Genomic DNA, 18976 nt, shown 5'->3' with positions numbered 1-18976 from the left:
CGTAAGTTTATTGATAGGTTTATCCCACAGCCGATGTTAAACACCACGATTTCACCGCAAGCCACCCATTTAGCGCTCCTGATCAGGGGCGGCATGGGGAATGCGGCAGCGCCGTTGAAATCTGGTTGGTTTAGCCGTGGCTTAAAAGTTTTACCACTGTTTATCGGCGGAATAGATAGAGATGATCTGTCCGTCAATCAACAGCCAGATGTATATAAACCCAATAATCAAAGCGGGAGGTACAGAGCGATCGCTGTGCCCATGTCGGACTAGAGAACTCCACAACGTTTTCTCAACCCCCGCTTCTGATTCACAGAGGCGGGGGTTCTTGTATGACCATCCATACCTGTTTCACCCCGTGTTTGTGATTCACCGTTGTTGCAAGTTGTCACCAACAAACCGAACAAGGAACTCTCCGGTCATGTTGAAAATTACTTACCTTGAGACAGGTGTGTTACTGGAACAATCCAGCCAATCGTTGGAAGAATGGATCGGCTTACGTACCGTTTTGTCTTTGCGCGCCGGATATCGGCTGCAAATGGAAGCGTGTTCGGCGTCGTTGTTGCTTTCTAGACAGGTGATAGAATTCTCGACCCTGGATAAGGTGCTCAAAACAGACGCGATCGCCAAAGTCACGCTCACCGTGTGTGATGCCGATTATGTTGAAGTCAGCGTTCAAGGCATCTGGCTGTCTTCGAAAACCGACACCACCGAAGGTGTGTTTGTGGCGATGTTAGGCGATCGCACAGAATGTCTACTGGTTGATTTGTGGCAAGCCTCCCAGGCTTATGTTTCCTCATCTGCCCTGTTTTAAGAATCAATTAGACCCGTTGATTTTCATAGGGGTTCTGAAGGGTAATGGGTTGAAAAGCGGCGCGGAGCGCCGCTTTTCAACCCATTACCCTTCAGGTTTTGAGGGCGTAGCGTTGACAACATTCAATGCGCTTGATCGTGGGTGCCTTACTCCATAACAGAGGGGTTTGAGATCCGTTTAGTTTAAGTATCAAATCGTACCAAAATAACGAAATCTTACTGGCAATTCAGTTGCTTTTCTGGGGAACAGCCACATAGCGATCGCCGTATAAGTGAGAGAGTTTCACAGAAATAATGAGGTTTCGTAAAAATTTAGTGAAGTTCCAGAAAAATACGGAGATTTCGTGAGAACTTACGTAAAACTACGTATTAACTATAGTAGTGCTTAAAAACTTACATTTTTAGTGTACGGGTCTTCCATCAGGTGATTCTAATTTTTATCGGTGCTGTTATCGATCGGTGATTCTTGTCCGGTTCTGCCTCTTCTATTGCTGAAAGAGCAGACTATGGTGTGTCTACTCAAGTGATTTCATTAGACTTAAGCCCATACCAGGCGAGTCTAATAGGCGATCGCAATCTGTGTTTGGGTCTAGTTTGCTGTTCGCTAGAAATCATGTTCAAATTCGGTCCGAGTCCAACACAACTCCAGTTACATCGCTACTCTCCTCTTCTAAGACGAACCCCCTTCGTCGCGGCACTAAGGATCACCAATTCATTAAAACCCGGACGTTTATTTTTGTCAGCGCGGCGGAGCCGCGCTGACAAAAATAAATCTTCGGTTTTATTAAGTCCACGATCCTAAGAGCCATTCATACTCATCCGCTGAATTGGTGGAGATGTGATGTCAGGTTTCTACAACCTTGACCCGACTCTTCCCACCCGTCGTGCAGACACTAAATTTTGCAACACCGGGGATGGGGGCGCAGCCCCCACGCAGGGGTGAAACCCCCGCACCCCATTGCAAAACTTTTAATTAGGTCTACCAGCTTTGATCAGCGGCTTCAGCCTCGGATTTGTACGCAAGATAACACCCTAAGTCGAGCCACACCTGCTGTGGTCCCTTCTCAACTTTGGAACTAGTAATCACAGATTTGCAGAGAGCGTTTGAAGAGGAAACAACTCAATGGCGTCCACATCTTATACCAGTCAGACTGGCGGCACTTACCCCCAGGTTTTGCCAGCTTTTGTTGGAGATTTTGTATTTGAAGATTTGAATGCAAATGGCATTCAAGATGCGGGTGAGTCTGGTCTTGCCAACGTCACGGTAAAACTAATTAATAAATATGGAACAGTCGTTGCCACCACCACAACGGCTGCCAATGGCTCCTATAGCTTTAAAGCAAATCCTGGTGTTTACAGCCTTCAGTTCGTACCCCTGAATAGTACCTATCTGTTTAGCCCGGTCGATCAAGGAAACAATGATGCGCTTGACAGTGATGTCAACGCCACTACCGGAAAAACAGCAACCTTTACCCTTGTCTCCAATACCACCACTAACACGATTGATGCAGGCTTCTATCGCACAGCAAGTATTGGTGATTCTGTTTTTCTCGACCTCAATGGCAACGGTGCCCAAGACGGTGGCGAAACAGGTGTTGAAGGGATTACCGTCACACTCACCGGAGCAGGCACAGACGGGCAATTGGGTACCAGCGATGATCTGACTCTGACCCAACTGACCAATGCTCAAGGTAACTATGGCTTTACGGGATTGAAACCGGGGCTTTATACCGTCGATTTTCTGGCACCAGGCTATGGGTTTAGTACTCCCAGCAGTCAAACCATCACTCTAAAATCGGGTGAAGTCAACAATGCCATCGATGCCGGGTTATTAGCACCCACCAATTTAGATGTGTCGATTGAGTTTGATGCCACAGGTTCCTCAGTTTTAGTCTCCCGTCGTTTGGATGTGGATAACATCGATACTGATAACGACGGTCTGTACGAGCCAGAAACTGTTCCATTTTTGCTACCCGAAATTGGTGGCACCTATGACCAACTGATCCGCATCAAAAACGATAACGCTACTTCAGCAACTTCGGTTATTTTAGACGTTGCTGCTTCCCATGACTTTGTCCAATTGATTAGCGTTGTGGGGGATAACACACCTATCACGCTGCTTGATGATGGCGATGGCAACGATCAAACGGTGCGGATCAAAATTGATGCGATCGCTGCTCATGGTGAAGCGGTAATCCGAGTCACCAATCAAGTCACCAACTCAGCCAACATCGTTCCCCTCAGTTTTTCGTACAGTTTTCTGGATAGTTCTAACCCAGACGATTATGGCAATGCTGTGGTTTCAGGGACCCAATATGTGGGGGGTGATTTCATTAAAAATGCTGGAGAAAGTGCCATTACCTTTAAGGCATTTGATCCTGCACAATTGACAGCGTCAATTGTGGGCTATGGCAATGCCACAACTTCACAATCGTTGTCTATTCTCCGATCTGATGCTCAGGTCACAACGTCGGCGGGAGATATTTACTCATTATTTTCGGCAGAAGATCAAACCTTTGATACGGATACCAAGGTCAGCGGCAGCACCGACTACACTCGCACCTTTGGGTTTGCCAATTTTCTATTGCTCTGGAGTCAAGACCCGGACGTAGATATTCAACCCTTCACCGACATGTCGGGCAATTCCGACTCCTCTGGCGTGCTGAATACATTCTTGGATTTGATGGATCAAGGTTTGTTTGGCATTGAAAATTCAGCGTCCTTTTTTGAGAAGAATGGTGAAACGTCCTTTGCTGAGTTTTCTGCCCTCTACCATGCCGAGGAGGATGGCACCCCCATTGTGCCCTTCACGCAAACGCTTGTGGCTGGACAAGTCCTGAGACGTGACAGCATCGTTGAATTGACGTTTACAGGTGGGTCTTTCCAGGCATTTGTTGATGCTAATCTGACCGATCCTACCAAAAACTACATCATCAATATTTCACCCGACTATCAAGGGTGCAATCCGACGACGGGAACTGCAACCATTGATTTCTATGACTACATCCCCGATCGAACCACGGTGGGAACCCTCTATCAAATCAAGTTGCCCGATAGCATTAATGTCTTACAGATTAACAATCGAGTCACCCAGGAAAACCTCGATCTGAGTGCAACTACTGTTTTAAACTCTACCAAAATGCCCACCGGCATTCAATTTTCTGGAGATAGTGGTAAGAACGTCAAGAGTGATGTGATTAAAGGCACAACGTTTGCTGATTCAATTGTCGGCTCAAACAGTAGTGACACCCTAAATGGGTTTGGTGGAGATGATACGGTGTCGGGTGGCAACGGCAAAGACCGTATCAATGGTGGTCAGGGCGACGACATCCTGTACGGTGGCAAAGGTCCCAACACGTTTGTTTTTGACAAGTATTTTGGGAATGATACCATTGCTGATTTTTCTGCATCATCCAGCAAATCTGGATCAAATAACGTGATTGACCTGACCGCTTTAGGGCTATCACAAACTCAACTGAATAGCAGCATCAGCACAGTTAACGGCAATTTGTTGATTGATCTGACTGCGTTTGCGGGTGGCACGATTACGTTGACTGGGGTTACTGCCATATCCACATCTAATGTGTTGCTCTAAGTCATAGAGCCAGGGTCTGGTTTAAAAGTTGTTTTTTCGTGCGCTTCGCGCACGAAAAAACAACCCTCTTAGCAATTTTTAAGCGGTACGCATTAGGGTTAGGACGGGGTGCAGGGGTGAAACCCCTGCGTGGGGGCACCGCCCTCTACTCCCCTGAATTGACAACGACAATGACTCGCGATCCTGCCTCATTTCAACGAATGTAGGCAAAGACTTTATAGCACTATGCAGGTTGATTCAGTACGGTGTTGTGGGGCGCGGAGCGCCCCACAACACCGTTTCTGTACTTAACGAACTTGCACACTGCTGTATCGTCTGGCTTTTCATGAAAGGACTTAATGTTGGCGGTTTGGATCGCGAGATTCTACGTATGTTCAGCCCCTTGCTGATCTTCCAAATAAGTAATTGCGACTGATTGCGACATCTGCATCTTCACGGGCAAAGGCGATCGCTATAGCTTGTCCAATCCTGGAATCGGAACCTGTGACGATCGCCACTGCATTCACCAGCTTTTCGCAGTCATAATGCAACTTCATCATGCAATTCTTGAAATGGCTTGTTGATAACAAGCCTCAAATCATTAGGGTAAGCGCGAATCAGTATCCTCAATGGTTCGACAATAGCTAAAATCATCTCACCTAACCTTCACTTGACTTTGATGATTTTGGGCTTGAGGGTTCTGACTTGAACTGTTTGCAATAGGTTTGAGTTCTACTTTGACCCAGCCCGATTTACGCTGATCAAAGGCTTTGTAAGCATCAATCACATTCGTCATCGGTTCAACCTGGGTCAGGATCATTTTTGGATCAACAACCCCACTGTGAACCAAATCCACAATTGATGGAATGTATTTGCGGTGGTTACAGTTGCCCATCTTCAGCGTCAAATTCTTGTTCATTGCCATGCCAATTGGAAAGAATTTGTGGGTCAGTGGATAGACCCCAATGATGGAAAGTGTCCCGGCTTTTGCAAGCCCCTGTACTGCCCATTCCAATGCTTGAGAGGGGGCATTGCCGGGATGCCAATTGCCATTTTGCGGATTGGTTTCCGGTGCAATCTTTTGCAGCTCTTGCTGAAACTGTTCTACTTGTTTTAAAGCTTTCTCAGCTGCGGGTCCACTGTTGGGCGCAACGGCATCGACTCCAACCGCGTCGATTGCCCGATCTACACCAATGCCACCCGTTAAACTTTGAATTGCCTCAATCGGATCTTCTTTGTTGAAGTCGATAATTTCGGCTCCTTGTGCCTGTGCCATTTCCAGACGAGAGGGAATCGTATCGATCGCCAAAATTCGTCCAGCTCCCAGCAATTTGGCACTGGCGATCGCAAATTGTCCCACGGGACCACAACCAAACACCGCTACGGTATCGCCATCCTTAATCTCTGCCAGCTCTGCCCCGAAATAAGCGGTTGGAAAGATATCCGAAATCATAATTGCCTGATCGTCATCCACTTCGTTGGGTAGTTTCACTAATCCAGCATTGGCATAGGGAATGCGAGCATACTCTGCCTGCAATCCATTAAACGGTCCCGTGGTTGCTGGTCCACCAAAGAAGGCGGTTCCTGCTTGAGAACCATTGGGATTAGCCGTATCACACTGAGAATGATATCCAGAGCGGCAGTAGGAGCAATAACCGCAGGCGATTGTGGAAGGAACAACAACGCGATCGCCCACCTTCAAGTTCCGCACGTTAGAACCAATCTCTTCAACAATGCCAACGCCTTCATGACCCAGAATGGTTCCGGGTTCCATGCCTGGAAACGTACCGCGAATCATGTGGAGATCCGTTCCGCAAATCGCGCTGGCGGTTAAGCGGATAATCGCATCCGTTGGTTCTTGAATTTTCGGTTCTGAAACATTATCTAAACGAATATCGCCAATACTATGAAACACAACTGCTTTCATGAAAATCTCCTGACAATGTTTCAACTGAATTTGTTAAAAAATCTGTAACTTCAAACGGTCTACTCACTTTGAAAGATTGCATTGGTTTCAATCGAAACTTGCCATCCTCCAGGTACTGCTTCTTGGTTACTTGAGTTTAGTCAAGCAGGTCTGATAACTCACCATCATTGGGACTTGCAGTATGAATCAGGACTGAATCAGGTCTGGTTGTTCTTCCGCAGGGGAATTGGCATAGCCCGGTCAGTTCGTAGCTACGATGGGCAACAGTGACCTTAAAGAGAACTCGTGGCTACTGAAACACAGTTGCAGCATCCCTGTGAAACATCACCATCGCTGTGTTGTGAAGCAGTTTCCCTGAGGGGTAATCGCTCTGCCACCGACGATCTGTGCCCCTATCCTAGGCGACTAACTTTATCTTTTCCTCCCACTCTTGAGGCATATTCGTCGATGGAGCGGTTAAGCCTTTTGAGTGAGATTGTGTGATGTTGACGGGTCGTGTTGGCAGGTCATAAAGTTGCTCAACTGTAATTTTCCTGGCGATCGCCCAACATTATTCTGAGAAGGGAATCCAGTACACTAACTCGATTTTAGGACTACTCTATTTCGATGTTGCAGATGGCTGAATAGCCTATCCCTGTTGCATCAATGTGGCTGATCGCACGCTACCACTTTTTGATTAATTCATATCCGATCTAGCAATGCCCTACTTTTTTTGAGAGAGCGACGGCAGAGCCGTCGCTCTCTCAAAAAAAGTACAGAGTAATTAATCTGTGATCCTTACTATCTTTACTATCTTTCAAAAGAAAGATTGACTGAACCTGTGAGTCAATGTTAGTTTAATCAAAACTCAATAACAGTAAGTCAGCCGAATCCCCCTTACATCAGTTAAGAGATGACCGGGGAGCGGGGGAACCAAACTTTGGGGCGAATCTAGAACAGATTCCACAATCTCTCCTGGAAGGGCACCTCTCAGCCCTAGCCCGTCAGCTAACTCCGTAGGCATTGGGGGGAGACTGAAGAGTCAGCATTTTTTAGCTTGATATTCTTCAGTGTCCTCAACGTCAGCAACACATTAAGCCGTCTGTCAGCTTTGCTAATGGATCGAGCTTAGTCGTTGCTTGAATCTCCACACCGTTACTGCGTCAGTAGGTAGATTTAGGCAGGTATCCGCTACGGGATTTGCTCTAGCCAGAGCAATGATGGTATGGGTCTGACAGCTTTAAATCTAGCTCCGGCAGTTCGTTCGAGGACGCGTTTTGATGCACTCTACCCAGAGGCAAGCGTCCGCTGGTTTGCGTTCACCTCGCACTTCCGGGAGGATTCGATGCTGCTGCATTTCAATATTCAAATTATTTTGCTTACGGCTCAGGTTGCTTGGCGGCGATCGCTGCGTCCACTGCTTATTCAGGAAGCCGTTATTTTACCCCTGCTTGGGTTTTCTGGTGTGATCCTGGTGTGGTGGGTCGTGGCGACGTTTTTCACGAGTTTATTGCCGACGCCTTTGGAAGCGTTCACTGCCAATCTAGATTACGTGTTGCATCCGTTTTATCGCCGGGGACCCGGTGATTTGGGCATTGGTTGGTTGTTGTTAGCCAGTCTGCGGCGCGTATTTCTGGGTTTTGCTTTGGGGTCGCTGGTGGCAATCCCCATCGGGTTTTTGATTGGCATGTCTAAACAAGCCATGCTGGCAATTAACCCGATTATTCAAATTTTTCGTCCGGTTTCGCCTGTTGCCTGGTTACCAATCGCTCTGGCAATTTTCAACCTGGCAAATCCATCGGCTATTTTTGTCATTTTTATTACGTCGCTATGGCCCACCATCATTAACACCGCCTTGGGGGTTGCCAGCGTTTCTAAAGACTACACAGATGTGGCACGGGTATTGGAAATGCCGAAATGGCGACAAATCATCAAAATTATTTTGCCTGCTAGCCTGCCCTATATTTTCACAGGCTTGCGAATCAGTTTAGGAATTGCCTGGTTGGTAATTGTGGCAGTGGAAATGTTGACGGGTGGCATTGGGATTGGCTTCTTTGTGTGGGATGAATGGAGCCGCTTGAATTTGAACTCGGTCTTTCTGGCAATTTTGGTGATTGGGGGTACGGGCTTGATTCTGGATTTTCTCATCGGCAAAATCCAGCAAATTGTTACCCATCGCCCCGTCAGCACTACGTTATAGCGCTTGCACGGATCAATGGTGTTGGGAGAGAGCCGTGCCGCGCACGGCTCTCTCAGCAATCTCTACGTTATGCCATTGAAAATTGCGACATACACGACATTACGAACCTGATTGCATACTTTGTTGAGGTGCCTATGAGTTATATCAGTCGGCGATCGCTCCTCTATGGTTTAGGGGGGTTGGCGGCGAGCACAGCATTTGCAGCCTGTAGCACTATCCGGGGACAACAAACGGGTACCCCATTTTCTGCGATCGCCGAGGCAGCCGTTGCCCCGGTTGTTGATCCCAGCACGTTAGAAAAGCCGAATTTAACGGTAGGGTTTGTGCCTGTTAATGATTGCGCACCATTTGCGATCGCCTATACCAAGGGCTTTTTTCACAAGTATGGATTAAACGTCACGCTCAGCCGTGAAGCGAGTTGGGGGACGTCTCGGGATGGTGTAATTTTTGGGCGATTGGATGCGTCCCCTGTTGTCTCGGGTGCGGTCACCAATGCCCGCATCGGGGCAGAAGGCGCACGCCATGCGCCTATGTGCGCTGCTATGACCATCCACCGTCATGGCAATGCGATGACGATGAACAAAGCCATGTGGGATGCCGGAATTCGTCCGCTGCATGAATACAATGGCGATTTTGAAACGTTTGGGCAAGACTTTCGCCGCTATTTTGAAGGCTTACCACCCGAAAGCCGGGTCTGGGCAGTTGTGCTCAGTTCATCGATTTACGAATACTTTGTTCGTTATATGGTGGCAGCGGTTGGTGTTGATCCGGTGGAAGAATTTCGCATCATTATCGTTCCACCTCCGCAGATGGTGGTCAATATGCGAATTGGCAACATGCAAGCCTATATGGTGGCAGAACCCTGGAACACCAGAGCTATCGAGGGCAACGAAGGAGTAGGATTTACGTTTGCTCAGGGGCAAGAAATCTGGCGCGGACACCCCGATCGCGTCTTGGCAGTGATGGAGTCGTTTATTGACGAAAATCCCAAAACCTATCGCTCTCTGGTCAAAGCCATGATTGAAGCGTGTCAATATTGCAGCGACCCGGCAAACCGAGAAGAAGTTGCCAAAATTATTACCAGTCGGTCGTTTACTGGAGCTAAACCGAGAAAATGTGTTGCGCCGACTGAGATCAATGATGACAACATTGATTCTTTACCCGATTGCATCACCAAATTCACGGGACCGGCTCTGGTCGGTAACTACAACTACGGTGGCTTTGATGGCAAAGATCGCACAATCCAGTCGGCTGAAACTACCCTATTTTTTGATCTACCACCAGATATTGCTCATATGCCTGGGGATCATTCTACGTTTCTCTGGCAATCGCATAGCCTGTGGTTGATGACCCAAGCGGCTCGCTGGGGACAAATTCCCGAATTTCCTGCCGACGCTGAGCGCAAAGCTCGTCTGGCTTGGAGAACAGATCTCTATCGGGAAATTGCTACCGAAATGGGAATTCCATGTCCGGCAGAAGACTATGCCGTTGAACCTGGCGATCGGTTCATCGATCGCAAAGAATTTGACCCCAGCCAGCCGATTCAATATCTCAACAACTTTGAAATTCGTGCCAATCGTCCTCAGCCTATTTTCTTATCTTAGGATCGTGAATTTAATAAAACCCACTTCTTTTTGAGAGAGCAACGGCGGAGCCGTCGCTCTCTCAAAAAGAACTACAGGTTATTGAATTTGTGATCCTTAACTTAGCTCAGCCCACCTTACTTCAGGAGATCGATCATGGTTAAACCTACCCTCCTATCTGTGAATGGCGATCGCCAATCCACTGCCAATTCAGACGATTTTCTAGTGATTCAAAATCTAACCAAAGTCTACAAAACATTGGATGGCAATGAATTACTCGTTCTCAATGACATTAACCTGACGATCCGGGAAGACGAATTTGTGACGTTAATTGGGCACTCTGGTTGCGGCAAATCCACGTTGATCAAGATCGTAGCGGGTTTAGAAAAAGCCACTAACGGTTCGATTCGATTACGTGGCAAAGAAATTCGCAAACCCGGTGCCGAGCGCATGATGGTGTTTCAAAATTATTCCCTGCTGCCCTGGTTGACCGTGCGTGAAAATATTCGTCTGGCGGTGGATGAAGTGCTCGACCATGCGTCCCCGGCTGAAAAAACACAGATCGTAAATCAACACCTGGCAATGGTGAATCTAAATGCGGCTGCCAACAAATATCCAGACGAACTATCAGGCGGCATGAAACAACGGGTAGGGATTGCCCGTGCGTTAGCTATTCGCCCAACGATGCTACTTATGGATGAACCGTTTGGTGCATTAGATGCCCTCACCCGTGGCAAGTTGCAACGACAGGTTTTAGACATTTGGGAAACAAATCGCCAGTCTGTCATGATGATTACCCATGATGTTGATGAAGCGTTGTATATGTCGGATCGAATTGTCTTAATGACGAATGGACCCGCTGCGACCATTGGCGAAATTATTGACGTACCGTTTGCGCATCCTCGTAACATCAAAGAACTGCGAGAACTACCAGCCTATTACGAACTCCGCAACCATGCTTTAAACTTTCTTGATCACCACTTTAACCAAGATGATTAAGGCGAAGCATTCGAACCCTAATGTTTGCCATTGACCAAAGACGATAGCAATCCCAAATGAATTGTGAGAGGCGCACTCCTTCGGGGTGCGCCTCTCACAATAACCATCATTTATCCAGGTGCAAGTGTTATATCATCCAATCGGTTAAAAATCGTCATAAGATTGCCACAGAGAAGTCATTTGGGGTGTTTATGCTGGTTGGTCATAGCGTTCTTACCCAACATGAAGCGACTTAGACAAGCTCTATCGATTTTATTACTGCTGTATTTGCTCTATCTACTAAAGTCGGTAATGGGAATTAATATTTCCCAGCGATTCACAGCACCTATGGTGTTTAAGTTACCGATTAAAGAATTAATGCACTGGTCGTGATCTGATCACTATAAGGGTTGGAACAACCAAGGCGATCGCCAATTTGCTTTAAGGGCGATAGGTCTACATCAACGCTGGAACGACCGTCATACTGAAACGGATTATCTAGATCGCGAATCAAGAGCAACAAGTAAATAAAAGATGTAAACATAAAAGCAGATACCGTCAGGGTTTCGCTAAAACGGTTGGTTTGCACCAGTAGCAAGGCAGCAATCGAGCCAGTGAGAAATAACCATAACAGCACATACGCCGGTTCTAAAAAATTGGTATCTCGATTGGCTTGAATCTGGGCAATGAGAAGACGAATCTTGGCTTGTTCGTTGTGAACACGATTGGCGATCGCCGATCCGCCTAATTGCATTAACGGGACAAACAAAACATTCAGATGATCCAGTGCTTGTATGGCGATCGCCATGTCTTTGGCATGGATCAACCAGTCATAGGTAGATTGGGCAACCTGGGCAAGACCTGCCTGCAACGGCTGTGCCTGATAATCGGGGTGGGCAGTTGCCAGCATGACATTAATATCTTGAATACTTTCCAGGGCATTGACGATTTGAGCCGGGACTTGTTCGCTGCTGCGATAGTCGCTCAGGGTGCCACTTAAGACTAACGCCACTACAAACGTAGCTGCCCCAAATAAAGTTCCGGTTAATGAATCAAACTCCCACGGTTCCCAGCCCAGGTGATGAATGCCGACTTTGATCAGGCAAAATACCACCGTCAACGGTAGCACTTTGAATAGAATTTGCCATTTGAGTCCCACAACCATAGCCGTTATCCATACCGTGATGGCTTCCTATTTTACCGCCCATGGGGTGACTCAAAATCAATCACGGGGCCTTTCGGCACAATGCGGGTCGGATTCACTTTAGGATGACTCTTGTAATAGTGCAGTTTGATATGGTCTAAATTGCAGGTTTCTTTCACGCCGGGAGTTTGGTAAATATCTCGTAGATATCCCCAGAGATTGGGATAGTCCCAAATATGATGCAGATTGCATTTGAAGTGGACATAGTAAACTGTATCAAACCGAAACAGGGTCGTAAACAAACAGATATCTGCCTCAGTCAGGCGATCGCCACACAAATAGCGCTGCTGCCCCAGCACTGTTTCCCAATGTTCTAAAGCCTCGAATAAATCATCAATTCCTTCTTCATAAGCGGCTTGCGTGGTGGCAAATCCAGCTCGATAAACACCATTATTAATTGGTTGATAGATGGCATCAATGGTTGTGTCAATCTGTTGCTGCAACTCTGGGGGACAGAGGTCAAACTCCGACGGAACCACTGCACCAAACTCAGTGTCTAGCATCCGAATAATTTCACGCGATTCATTATTAACAATGGTATGGGTTTGTTTATCCCACAATACTGGCACCGTGACTCGCCCAGTGTAGTGCGGATCTGCTTTGGTATACACTTCCCACAAGTAACGCGTATGGTTGATGGTGTCTGGGATCGCACCGGGTGCATCGGAAAATTCCCAGCTATTTTGGTCGATAACAGGATCGACGATGGAAACCGAAATAGCATCGACCAATCCTTTTAATTGCCGCATGATTAGCGTCCGATGCGCCCACGGACATGCCAGCGACACATAGAGATGATATCGCCCCAACTCTGCTTTATAGCCACTGGCACCATCGGCAGTGATGCGGTTACGAAAGGTAGTCTCCGGACGAATAAATCGTCCCTGGGTATCTTCTTGTTCCCGTTCCGTCAGCCATTTGCCTTCGACTAAAATACCCAGCCCCATGATGGTCTCCTTGCAGATCTATAGCGTGAAGTACATTGTTTATGTAAGAGCCGCGCTCAGCGCGGCTCTCATAGAACACCGTCATCTATCAAGCTGTGAATCGCTATATTTTCAAAAGCGTGGTGACGCTATGGTTTGAAAATAAATCGTTGCTTTGAATTTAATCCTCTGACCCTATGCTTCTAATTTACTGTGAGCGCCATCGCAGAAAGGAGGATTGCCGGTATGCTTACACAAACATAAGGCAACTTTTTGTTTGTCTGCCAGTTCAAATACCATTGGTGTAAAGTCTGTGCCTTTGTGTGCGCCATTACAATAGGGCTGATTACTAGACTGACCACAACTGCACCAGTAATAGGTACCAGCGTCCAATTCTAAAACAACAGGCTTCTTATCAGCAATCACAGGTTCAGTCATGATGTCCTCCTGGACAAATAAATCTTCTGATTGGATCGACATAAACAGGCTGCGTTACACGTTCAGTATACGATCGCAATCTCGTTTTACAAGCATCTGCGGTGATTGATGTGATGATTGAATTAATTTTGCCTGCCATCTTGCTCGATGTCGCCATCCCAGATGGGTTGTGAGAGCCATACCCCAAAGGGATGCGCCTCTCACAACGGATTTAGATGACTATATATTGTGTTCAATATCTTGCCAAATATAAATGCAGGCATCACGACCAGCTGCCGCCACCCAACTCTGGCGATCGGATAATTCTGCTGTTTGACAATCGGGCGATCGCTCCTGTTGACGCAGTGCGATCGCATAAATAGCATCGGTTGCGCCGACCAGATTGGCAACGACGGCTCCTGTGGCAACATCCCAGAGTTTAACCGTGTGATCCCAGCTCCCACTCAGCAACCGTTTGCCGTCCGAACTAAACGCAACAGCGGCAATTGACCATGAATGCCCGGTTAAGGTGTAGCGTACTTTTCCGGTTGAAACCTGCCAAAGTTTTACCGTATTGTCTTCGCTGCCCGTTGCCAGCAATTGCCCATCGGCACTAAAAGCAACCGTGGTTACTGACCACACATGGGCAGATAGAATCGCGGGTAAAGCCGCAGCCTCGGCATGGGTCTGATCCACTAATACCGACCACAAACGCGCCGTGCGATCGCAACTGGCACTGGCTAATGTGTGCCCTTCTGGAGAAAAGGCGATCGCATTAACTTGCAAACTATGACCGCTGAGGGTGGCGATCGCTGTGTGAGTCGCAAGTTGCCAGAGGCGAATCGTTTTATCTCGACTGGCACTGGCAAGGAATTGTCCACAGGGACTAAAGTGTAGCGATCGCACCGAGGCTGTATGTCCGCTCAACGTGGCGGTAAGTTGTCGGGTTTGCCAGTCCCACAGTTGAATCGTTTTGTCATCCCCTGCCACGGCTAACCATCGTCCATCAGGACTAAAATTGACCGCTCGTCCACTGCCCTTAAAAGGGGTCAGAACAGCGATCGCTTGTGACGTTGTTAAATCCCATAGCCTCAGTGTCCTGTCATCCCCGGTACTTGCCAGAATCGCTTGATTTGGATGGAGGGCGATCGCATTGATACTCCCTGAGTGTCCAGATAAACAGGTGCTGGCGATCGCATCGGGTCGTGATGCAGAAGATGCGGTTTTCAAGGTCGTATTTGCCGTGGTACTTGAAATTTTGCTTGAAACTACACTTGCCGTGGCACTTGAAACCTTACTTGCAGCGGCGATCGCTGGAATCAACTGAAAGGAAACCCGAGACTGGATGGCACGCATTGCTTCATGGGCAGATTGAAACCGCTGATGGTTTAAACTTGCAATCAGTGAATTGAGAATCACAGTTAAATCATCGCTAATGGGCTGTGGCAAGCATTGTTCCCAGATCCAGGTATTGGTGCTGACGTCAAACAAATCGAAGGGGGACAGATCTGTCAACAGATGAATACAGGTGACTCCCAGGCTATACAGATCGCTGGCAGGCGAAATATGCCCCTGAACTTGTTCTGGAGCCGCATATTCAGGGCTTCCTAGAGACGTAGGGACGGGATACAAATCTAAAATAGGCTGGATTTCAGCGGCTTCAAAGTCTACTAATACTAAATGTCCATCTGTACTTCGAATTAAATGCTCTGGCTTAATATCTTGATGAATCATCTGATGGGTATGAATCAATTGCAACACAGGCAATATCTCATCCAAAATCTGCCAAATTTTGGATTCGTCAAAGGTTCCTTGATCTTGCAATTCAGCCGATAAATTGGAGCCTTCAATCCAGGATTGCACCCAATAGAAGCAATCATGTTGGCTAAAAGCATTGAGAAACTCTGGAATCTGAAGATGTTTTCCCAAACCCTGTAAATGGTGGGCAGCGTGGTAAAACTGAGCGATCGCCTTGGCTTGTGTCTGTCCAGTCGGCAAACCAAATTGTTTCATCACACAGGGCAATGAAGTTTGGGTATCCAGCGCAAAAAGAGTCCGACCCAACCCGCCTGTTCCCAAGACTTGTAGAGCATAGTAGCGATCGCGCAAACACAGAGAAGAGCCGCAAAATCGACAGGATTCATCCAGGTCAGAATTCTGCGGCTCTAAACAAACGGGATTGAAACAATAACGCATCATGTAATCCTGGATTTAAGGATCACAAATTAATTAAACCCCGGACGTTTATTTTTGGAAGCGCGGCTCCGCCACACTTCCAAAAATAAATCTTCGGGCTTATCAAATCTATGATCCTAACCTTTAGTCTGCCTTAACGGGTGGCGCTGGAGGAATCCCATTTGCTGCCGAGTCCACCGAAGCGATAGGAGGCTTGATTGCCTCTGACAAACCGGGCGGTACGGGCATTTCAAGGGGCGGAGAGGGTTGATTGGGATTGAAGGCTTTGCCATTGGTCTGATTCCACAAAATCAAGGACAACAAGCCATCCACTAAGCCTGAGCTACTGCCATTGCTTCCAACCAATATGTCTGGAATCAGGCGGACATGGCGATCGCCAATGATCTGCATCAACTGCATTGCCGTATAACTTTGTGTACCCAATGCTTCTACCCCGGCTTTGTAGGTGTCGGCTCTAGCTGTACCCGTGGCGCGGATGGCATTGGCTTCACCCGATGCCCGTAATCGGGTCGATTCGGCATCCCCGGTTGCCTGTTTGATTTGGGCATTGGCTTGCAATTCAGCGATCGTCACACTTTGTTCAGACTTCACCAATTCCTGTTGAATATCTGCCAAAGCCGTTTCTCGCACCAGTTGCTGACGTTGGGTTTGCGCCATTTGCTGAACTTCAAACGTCTTGCGCTTTTCTTCTGCCAGTTTGCGTTCGGTCTGAGTTTGCATCAACTCTGCGGGAGGTTTAATGCCACCAATCAGCGTATCAATGGCTTGTACATCATAACTGCGGAGGGCTGTTTTGATATATTCTGCGGCTTCTGCCTGACGCTCACTGCGGGCATTTAAGAAGTCTAGCACCGTATAGTCTTGCGCCGAGTTACGGAAATAGTTACCAATACTCGGTTCTAAAACGTTATCCACCAGGTTTTGCATTGCCCCCACTCGCGAAATCACCTTCGGTGCATCCAACGCACCCACATGGATAATTTGTGCGACTTCCAGGTCGAAGGCAAATCCGTCTGTCGAACGTACTGTCAATGCGGCAAGATTTGCGTCATAGTTGTGTCGCTCGGTGCGATCAGACCAGTTCAACACAATGTTGATCGTCGGTACCAATTCTACTTTCATCACCCGCGTATTGAGGGGATGTTTACCAGGATACAGGGGTTCCACCCAGACGCCTTTATGTCCGACGTTGACCAGATTGCCATGGGTAAAGGCAGCCCCACTCACATCGTCTGGCGCACCTCCGACAAAGGAAACGACAACGCCAACATAGCCGATTGGAATTTCTGTCATCGGCACCTGCTCAACTCGGACAAACCAGGGATTTAAGTTCCATGAACCGGAGAGCAGCACCTTTTCTTGCAAGCCCCGGCAACCCCCTGCCTGGATAAACTTTTGCCCGTTTTGAAAGTTATCGTGGTCATCGACGTTGGGGCCCGCAATTTCACCGACTGGAATCGGTTGACCATCCATCGTTGTAACAATGCCGACCTTATCGGGCTGTACCGTATGCACCTGAAGATGTTCGGGCGACATGCCATGCTGAGAAGCTGTGTCTGCGGTGATGATCTTAAACAGAGCGGTATTAATCCGATAGGTACCAGCGGTGAGGAACCCAAGCTGACGACCTTTTTCGCCACCATTGCTAAGAAATTTGCGGGCATCCTGGAAGTTATCGCACGGCACCACTTTACCTAAAATGCGTTCGGGAGGGTTGTGGGCACCATCGTTTGCCACCAGCAGCGCTATTTGTCCTTGGGGCACCACAATCACAGATTCTTTGCGCACACTATATTGCCAGGGCCAGTAGCCCCAGTGCCACCCCGGAGCCAATGTGTCGGCTTGATAGCCTGCTTCTCCCTCCATTGCAATCAGGCGACCTGGGGGCAGCGATCGCCCTGAAAAAGACACCTTCTTGACCACAATTCCTACTTCACGTTCGCTGATGACCACCAACCCTGCGGCTGACAGCCCAATTGTGATGCCACCCACGATCCCAATCGGAATCAGCACCCACATCCAGGGAACGCTATTGCTGGGCAATTGCCCGACTACTGTTTCAGACGGTTGCAGAACCGCAGTGGGCTGGGTTAGCGACAAAGATTGCGCCAAAACCGGAGAGGATGGCAGAATTTGAGGGGTAGATAAAGCCTGACCGGGTTGTGGAGAACCGAGCGTGGCGATCGCCAGTGAAGCGGTAACAGATGAAGCGAAGCGAAGTAGCGATCGACACCACCGTGTTTTAGAGGTACTGGAGCAAAGCAGAACAGAATGAAGCGAATCCGTTGAACTTTCTATGTCACTTTCCATATTGAATTTACCCGATGGGTATGTAATGGATAAGGTAACACTTCAAATTCGCGGAGAGGAATTCCTTAAACTAGTTGTAATGCGATACCTCTTCCAGTCAAAAACTGGAGTTTTCCTGGGGGAACACTCCAGTTCTCAACCTAGAAGGAGTCAGGCAGCGATCGCCAACGTGCTTAGACGATTGTTTACAGAGGGTTTACTCGTTCAGTTGCCCTTCGACTTCGCGCAGGGCGCGAGCGGGGTGAGCGGAACCGAAATCAGCCGGGAATTGGTTTGCTGGAAATCTCTTGAGAATCACAGATCAACGAACGAATCGTTCTTTTTAAGCGAGCGACGGCTTCGCCATCGCTTGCTTAAAAAATTGGGGGTTACTCAATCTGCGTGACTTAGCGCATATCCACTCGCCGGATGCAACCATCTTGGATGGCATCTTGCAAGATCGATAGCAAGGAAGTCTCTTCGGCAGACAAGTTACCTGCGGCAATTCGACGCTGAAGGTAGAGTTCCATTCCAGGAAGAATTTCGCCATTGCCCAAAATGGTGCGAATGCAGGTTCGCAGATCGATGACGGATAAATTGGAGTGGCTACGGTTCAACATCATTTGATGTGTCGCAAATATTACATGAAAAAGGTTGATAGATACAACTTCAAAGGTGTTTAGATCCATTCCAGATCCGCCGCCACGATTTTTATAGCCTTGCGTCATCGAGTTAAGACAGGTGATGGATTGAAGTGCCCCGCTGCGTGAAGCCTTGCAATCCATCACTGTCCTGATTCTGAATGTGTAGCGCTATGTAATTTGTTGCGAACTCAACCTGAATGGGTTTACCTAATCTAAGGGAAGGTATGGGGAGCTACCCCTACCTGA

13 protein-coding genes, 1 pseudogene and 1 riboswitch are annotated in these 18976 nt (G+C 47.9%); of the genes and pseudogenes, 6 read left to right on the top strand and 8 right to left on the bottom strand.

Annotated elements, in window-relative coordinates; all coding sequences use genetic code 11:
• The 3 genes from ACR6Z4_RS28635 to ACR6Z4_RS28625 all read left to right on the top strand — a co-directional run.
• The coding region (locus ACR6Z4_RS28635) for a hypothetical protein (RefSeq protein ID WP_479720760.1) at nt 1-273 on the top strand (273 nt) is incomplete at its 5' end.
• A gap of 148 nt (nt 274-421) precedes the next feature.
• The gene (locus tag ACR6Z4_RS28630) at nt 422-814 is read left to right on the top strand and encodes an alr0857 family protein (RefSeq protein WP_479720759.1); all 393 of its coding nucleotides are present in this window, start codon (nt 422-424) and stop codon (nt 812-814) included.
• Between the two features lie 1122 nt (nt 815-1936).
• Complete coding sequence (locus tag ACR6Z4_RS28625; RefSeq protein ID WP_479720758.1) at nt 1937-4408, top strand: SdrD B-like domain-containing protein; 2472 nt, start codon at nt 1937-1939, stop codon at nt 4406-4408.
• 410 nt (nt 4409-4818) lie between these two features.
• On the opposite strand, the pseudogene ACR6Z4_RS28620 reads toward ACR6Z4_RS28625, so the two are convergent.
• Nucleotides 4819-4902: pseudogene (locus tag ACR6Z4_RS28620) on the bottom strand (short-chain dehydrogenase); the annotation flags it as partial.
• Nucleotides 4903-5042: 140 nt separating this feature from the next.
• Nucleotides 5043-6314 (bottom strand): zinc-dependent alcohol dehydrogenase, encoded by a 1272-nt coding sequence (locus tag ACR6Z4_RS28615; protein WP_479720757.1) that lies wholly within the window; start codon nt 6312-6314, stop codon nt 5043-5045.
• A gap of 853 nt (nt 6315-7167) precedes the next feature.
• A riboswitch (cyclic di-AMP (ydaO/yuaA leader) is annotated at nt 7168-7331 on the top strand.
• 307 nt (nt 7332-7638) lie between these two features.
• On the opposite strand from ACR6Z4_RS28615, the gene ntrB reads away from it, so the two are divergent.
• The 3 genes from ntrB (at nt 7639) to ACR6Z4_RS28600 (ending at nt 11075) form a co-directional block, all read left to right on the top strand.
• Nucleotides 7639-8493: a nitrate ABC transporter permease gene (gene ntrB, locus ACR6Z4_RS28610; protein WP_479720762.1), complete on the top strand. Its 855-nt coding sequence runs from the start codon at nt 7639-7641 to the stop codon at nt 8491-8493.
• A gap of 134 nt (nt 8494-8627) precedes the next feature.
• A complete protein-coding gene (locus tag ACR6Z4_RS28605) occupies nt 8628-10097 on the top strand; it encodes a CmpA/NrtA family ABC transporter substrate-binding protein (RefSeq protein ID WP_479720756.1) in 1470 nt (489 codons plus the stop codon).
• A 135-nt stretch (nt 10098-10232) separates the two neighbouring features.
• Complete coding sequence (locus tag ACR6Z4_RS28600; protein WP_479720755.1) at nt 10233-11075, top strand: ABC transporter ATP-binding protein; 843 nt, start codon at nt 10233-10235, stop codon at nt 11073-11075.
• Nucleotides 11076-11421: 346 nt separating this feature from the next.
• Here the strand turns inward: ACR6Z4_RS28600 and ACR6Z4_RS28595 are convergent, their stop codons facing one another.
• The 6 genes from ACR6Z4_RS28595 to ACR6Z4_RS28570 all read right to left on the bottom strand — a co-directional run bounded on the left by ACR6Z4_RS28595 (nt 11422) and on the right by ACR6Z4_RS28570 (nt 18814).
• Complete coding sequence (locus ACR6Z4_RS28595) at nt 11422-12219, bottom strand: hypothetical protein (protein ID WP_479720754.1); 798 nt, start codon at nt 12217-12219, stop codon at nt 11422-11424.
• Nucleotides 12220-12251: 32 nt separating this feature from the next.
• Nucleotides 12252-13205, bottom strand: a complete 954-nt coding sequence (locus ACR6Z4_RS28590; protein WP_479720753.1) for a glutathione S-transferase family protein — start codon at nt 13203-13205, stop codon at nt 12252-12254.
• Between the two features lie 174 nt (nt 13206-13379).
• Nucleotides 13380-13622, bottom strand: a complete 243-nt coding sequence (locus ACR6Z4_RS28585) for a CDGSH iron-sulfur domain-containing protein (RefSeq protein ID WP_479720761.1) — start codon at nt 13620-13622, stop codon at nt 13380-13382.
• A 219-nt stretch (nt 13623-13841) separates the two neighbouring features.
• Nucleotides 13842-15800: a protein kinase domain-containing protein gene (locus ACR6Z4_RS28580; RefSeq protein ID WP_479720752.1), complete on the bottom strand. Its 1959-nt coding sequence runs from the start codon at nt 15798-15800 to the stop codon at nt 13842-13844.
• A gap of 120 nt (nt 15801-15920) precedes the next feature.
• On the bottom strand, nt 15921-18107 hold the full coding sequence (locus tag ACR6Z4_RS28575) for an SPFH domain-containing protein (protein WP_479720751.1): 2187 nt from the start codon (nt 18105-18107) through the stop codon (nt 15921-15923).
• A gap of 386 nt (nt 18108-18493) precedes the next feature.
• A complete protein-coding gene (locus tag ACR6Z4_RS28570; protein ID WP_479720750.1) occupies nt 18494-18814 on the bottom strand; it encodes a hypothetical protein in 321 nt (106 codons plus the stop codon).
• Between the last annotated feature and the right edge of the window lie 162 nt (nt 18815-18976).

The organism is Calyptranema fuscum S582 (assembly GCF_055793305.1).
The sequence above is the reverse complement of the archived record's forward strand: the minus strand, read 5'-3'. Positions and strand labels throughout refer to the sequence as shown.

Bases quoted from the DNA above. Each gene is read 5' to 3' on its own strand.
- ACR6Z4_RS28630 (WP_479720759.1), top strand. From the start codon at position 422: ATGTTGAAAATTACTTACCTTGAGACAGGTGTGTTACTGGAACAATCC.
- ACR6Z4_RS28625 (WP_479720758.1), top strand. From the start codon at position 1,937: ATGGCGTCCACATCTTATACCAGTCAGACTGGCGGCACTTACCCCCAG.
- ACR6Z4_RS28615 (WP_479720757.1), bottom strand. From the start codon at position 6,314: ATGAAAGCAGTTGTGTTTCATAGTATTGGCGATATTCGTTTAGATAAT.
- ntrB (WP_479720762.1), top strand. From the start codon at position 7,639: ATGCTGCTGCATTTCAATATTCAAATTATTTTGCTTACGGCTCAGGTT.
- ACR6Z4_RS28605 (WP_479720756.1), top strand. From the start codon at position 8,628: ATGAGTTATATCAGTCGGCGATCGCTCCTCTATGGTTTAGGGGGGTTG.
- ACR6Z4_RS28600 (WP_479720755.1), top strand. From the start codon at position 10,233: ATGGTTAAACCTACCCTCCTATCTGTGAATGGCGATCGCCAATCCACT.
- ACR6Z4_RS28595 (WP_479720754.1), bottom strand. From the start codon at position 12,219: ATGGTTGTGGGACTCAAATGGCAAATTCTATTCAAAGTGCTACCGTTG.
- ACR6Z4_RS28590 (WP_479720753.1), bottom strand. From the start codon at position 13,205: ATGGGGCTGGGTATTTTAGTCGAAGGCAAATGGCTGACGGAACGGGAA.
- ACR6Z4_RS28585 (WP_479720761.1), bottom strand. From the start codon at position 13,622: ATGACTGAACCTGTGATTGCTGATAAGAAGCCTGTTGTTTTAGAATTG.
- ACR6Z4_RS28580 (WP_479720752.1), bottom strand. From the start codon at position 15,800: ATGATGCGTTATTGTTTCAATCCCGTTTGTTTAGAGCCGCAGAATTCT.
- ACR6Z4_RS28575 (WP_479720751.1), bottom strand. From the start codon at position 18,107: ATGGAAAGTGACATAGAAAGTTCAACGGATTCGCTTCATTCTGTTCTG.
- ACR6Z4_RS28570 (WP_479720750.1), bottom strand. From the start codon at position 18,814: ATGACGCAAGGCTATAAAAATCGTGGCGGCGGATCTGGAATGGATCTA.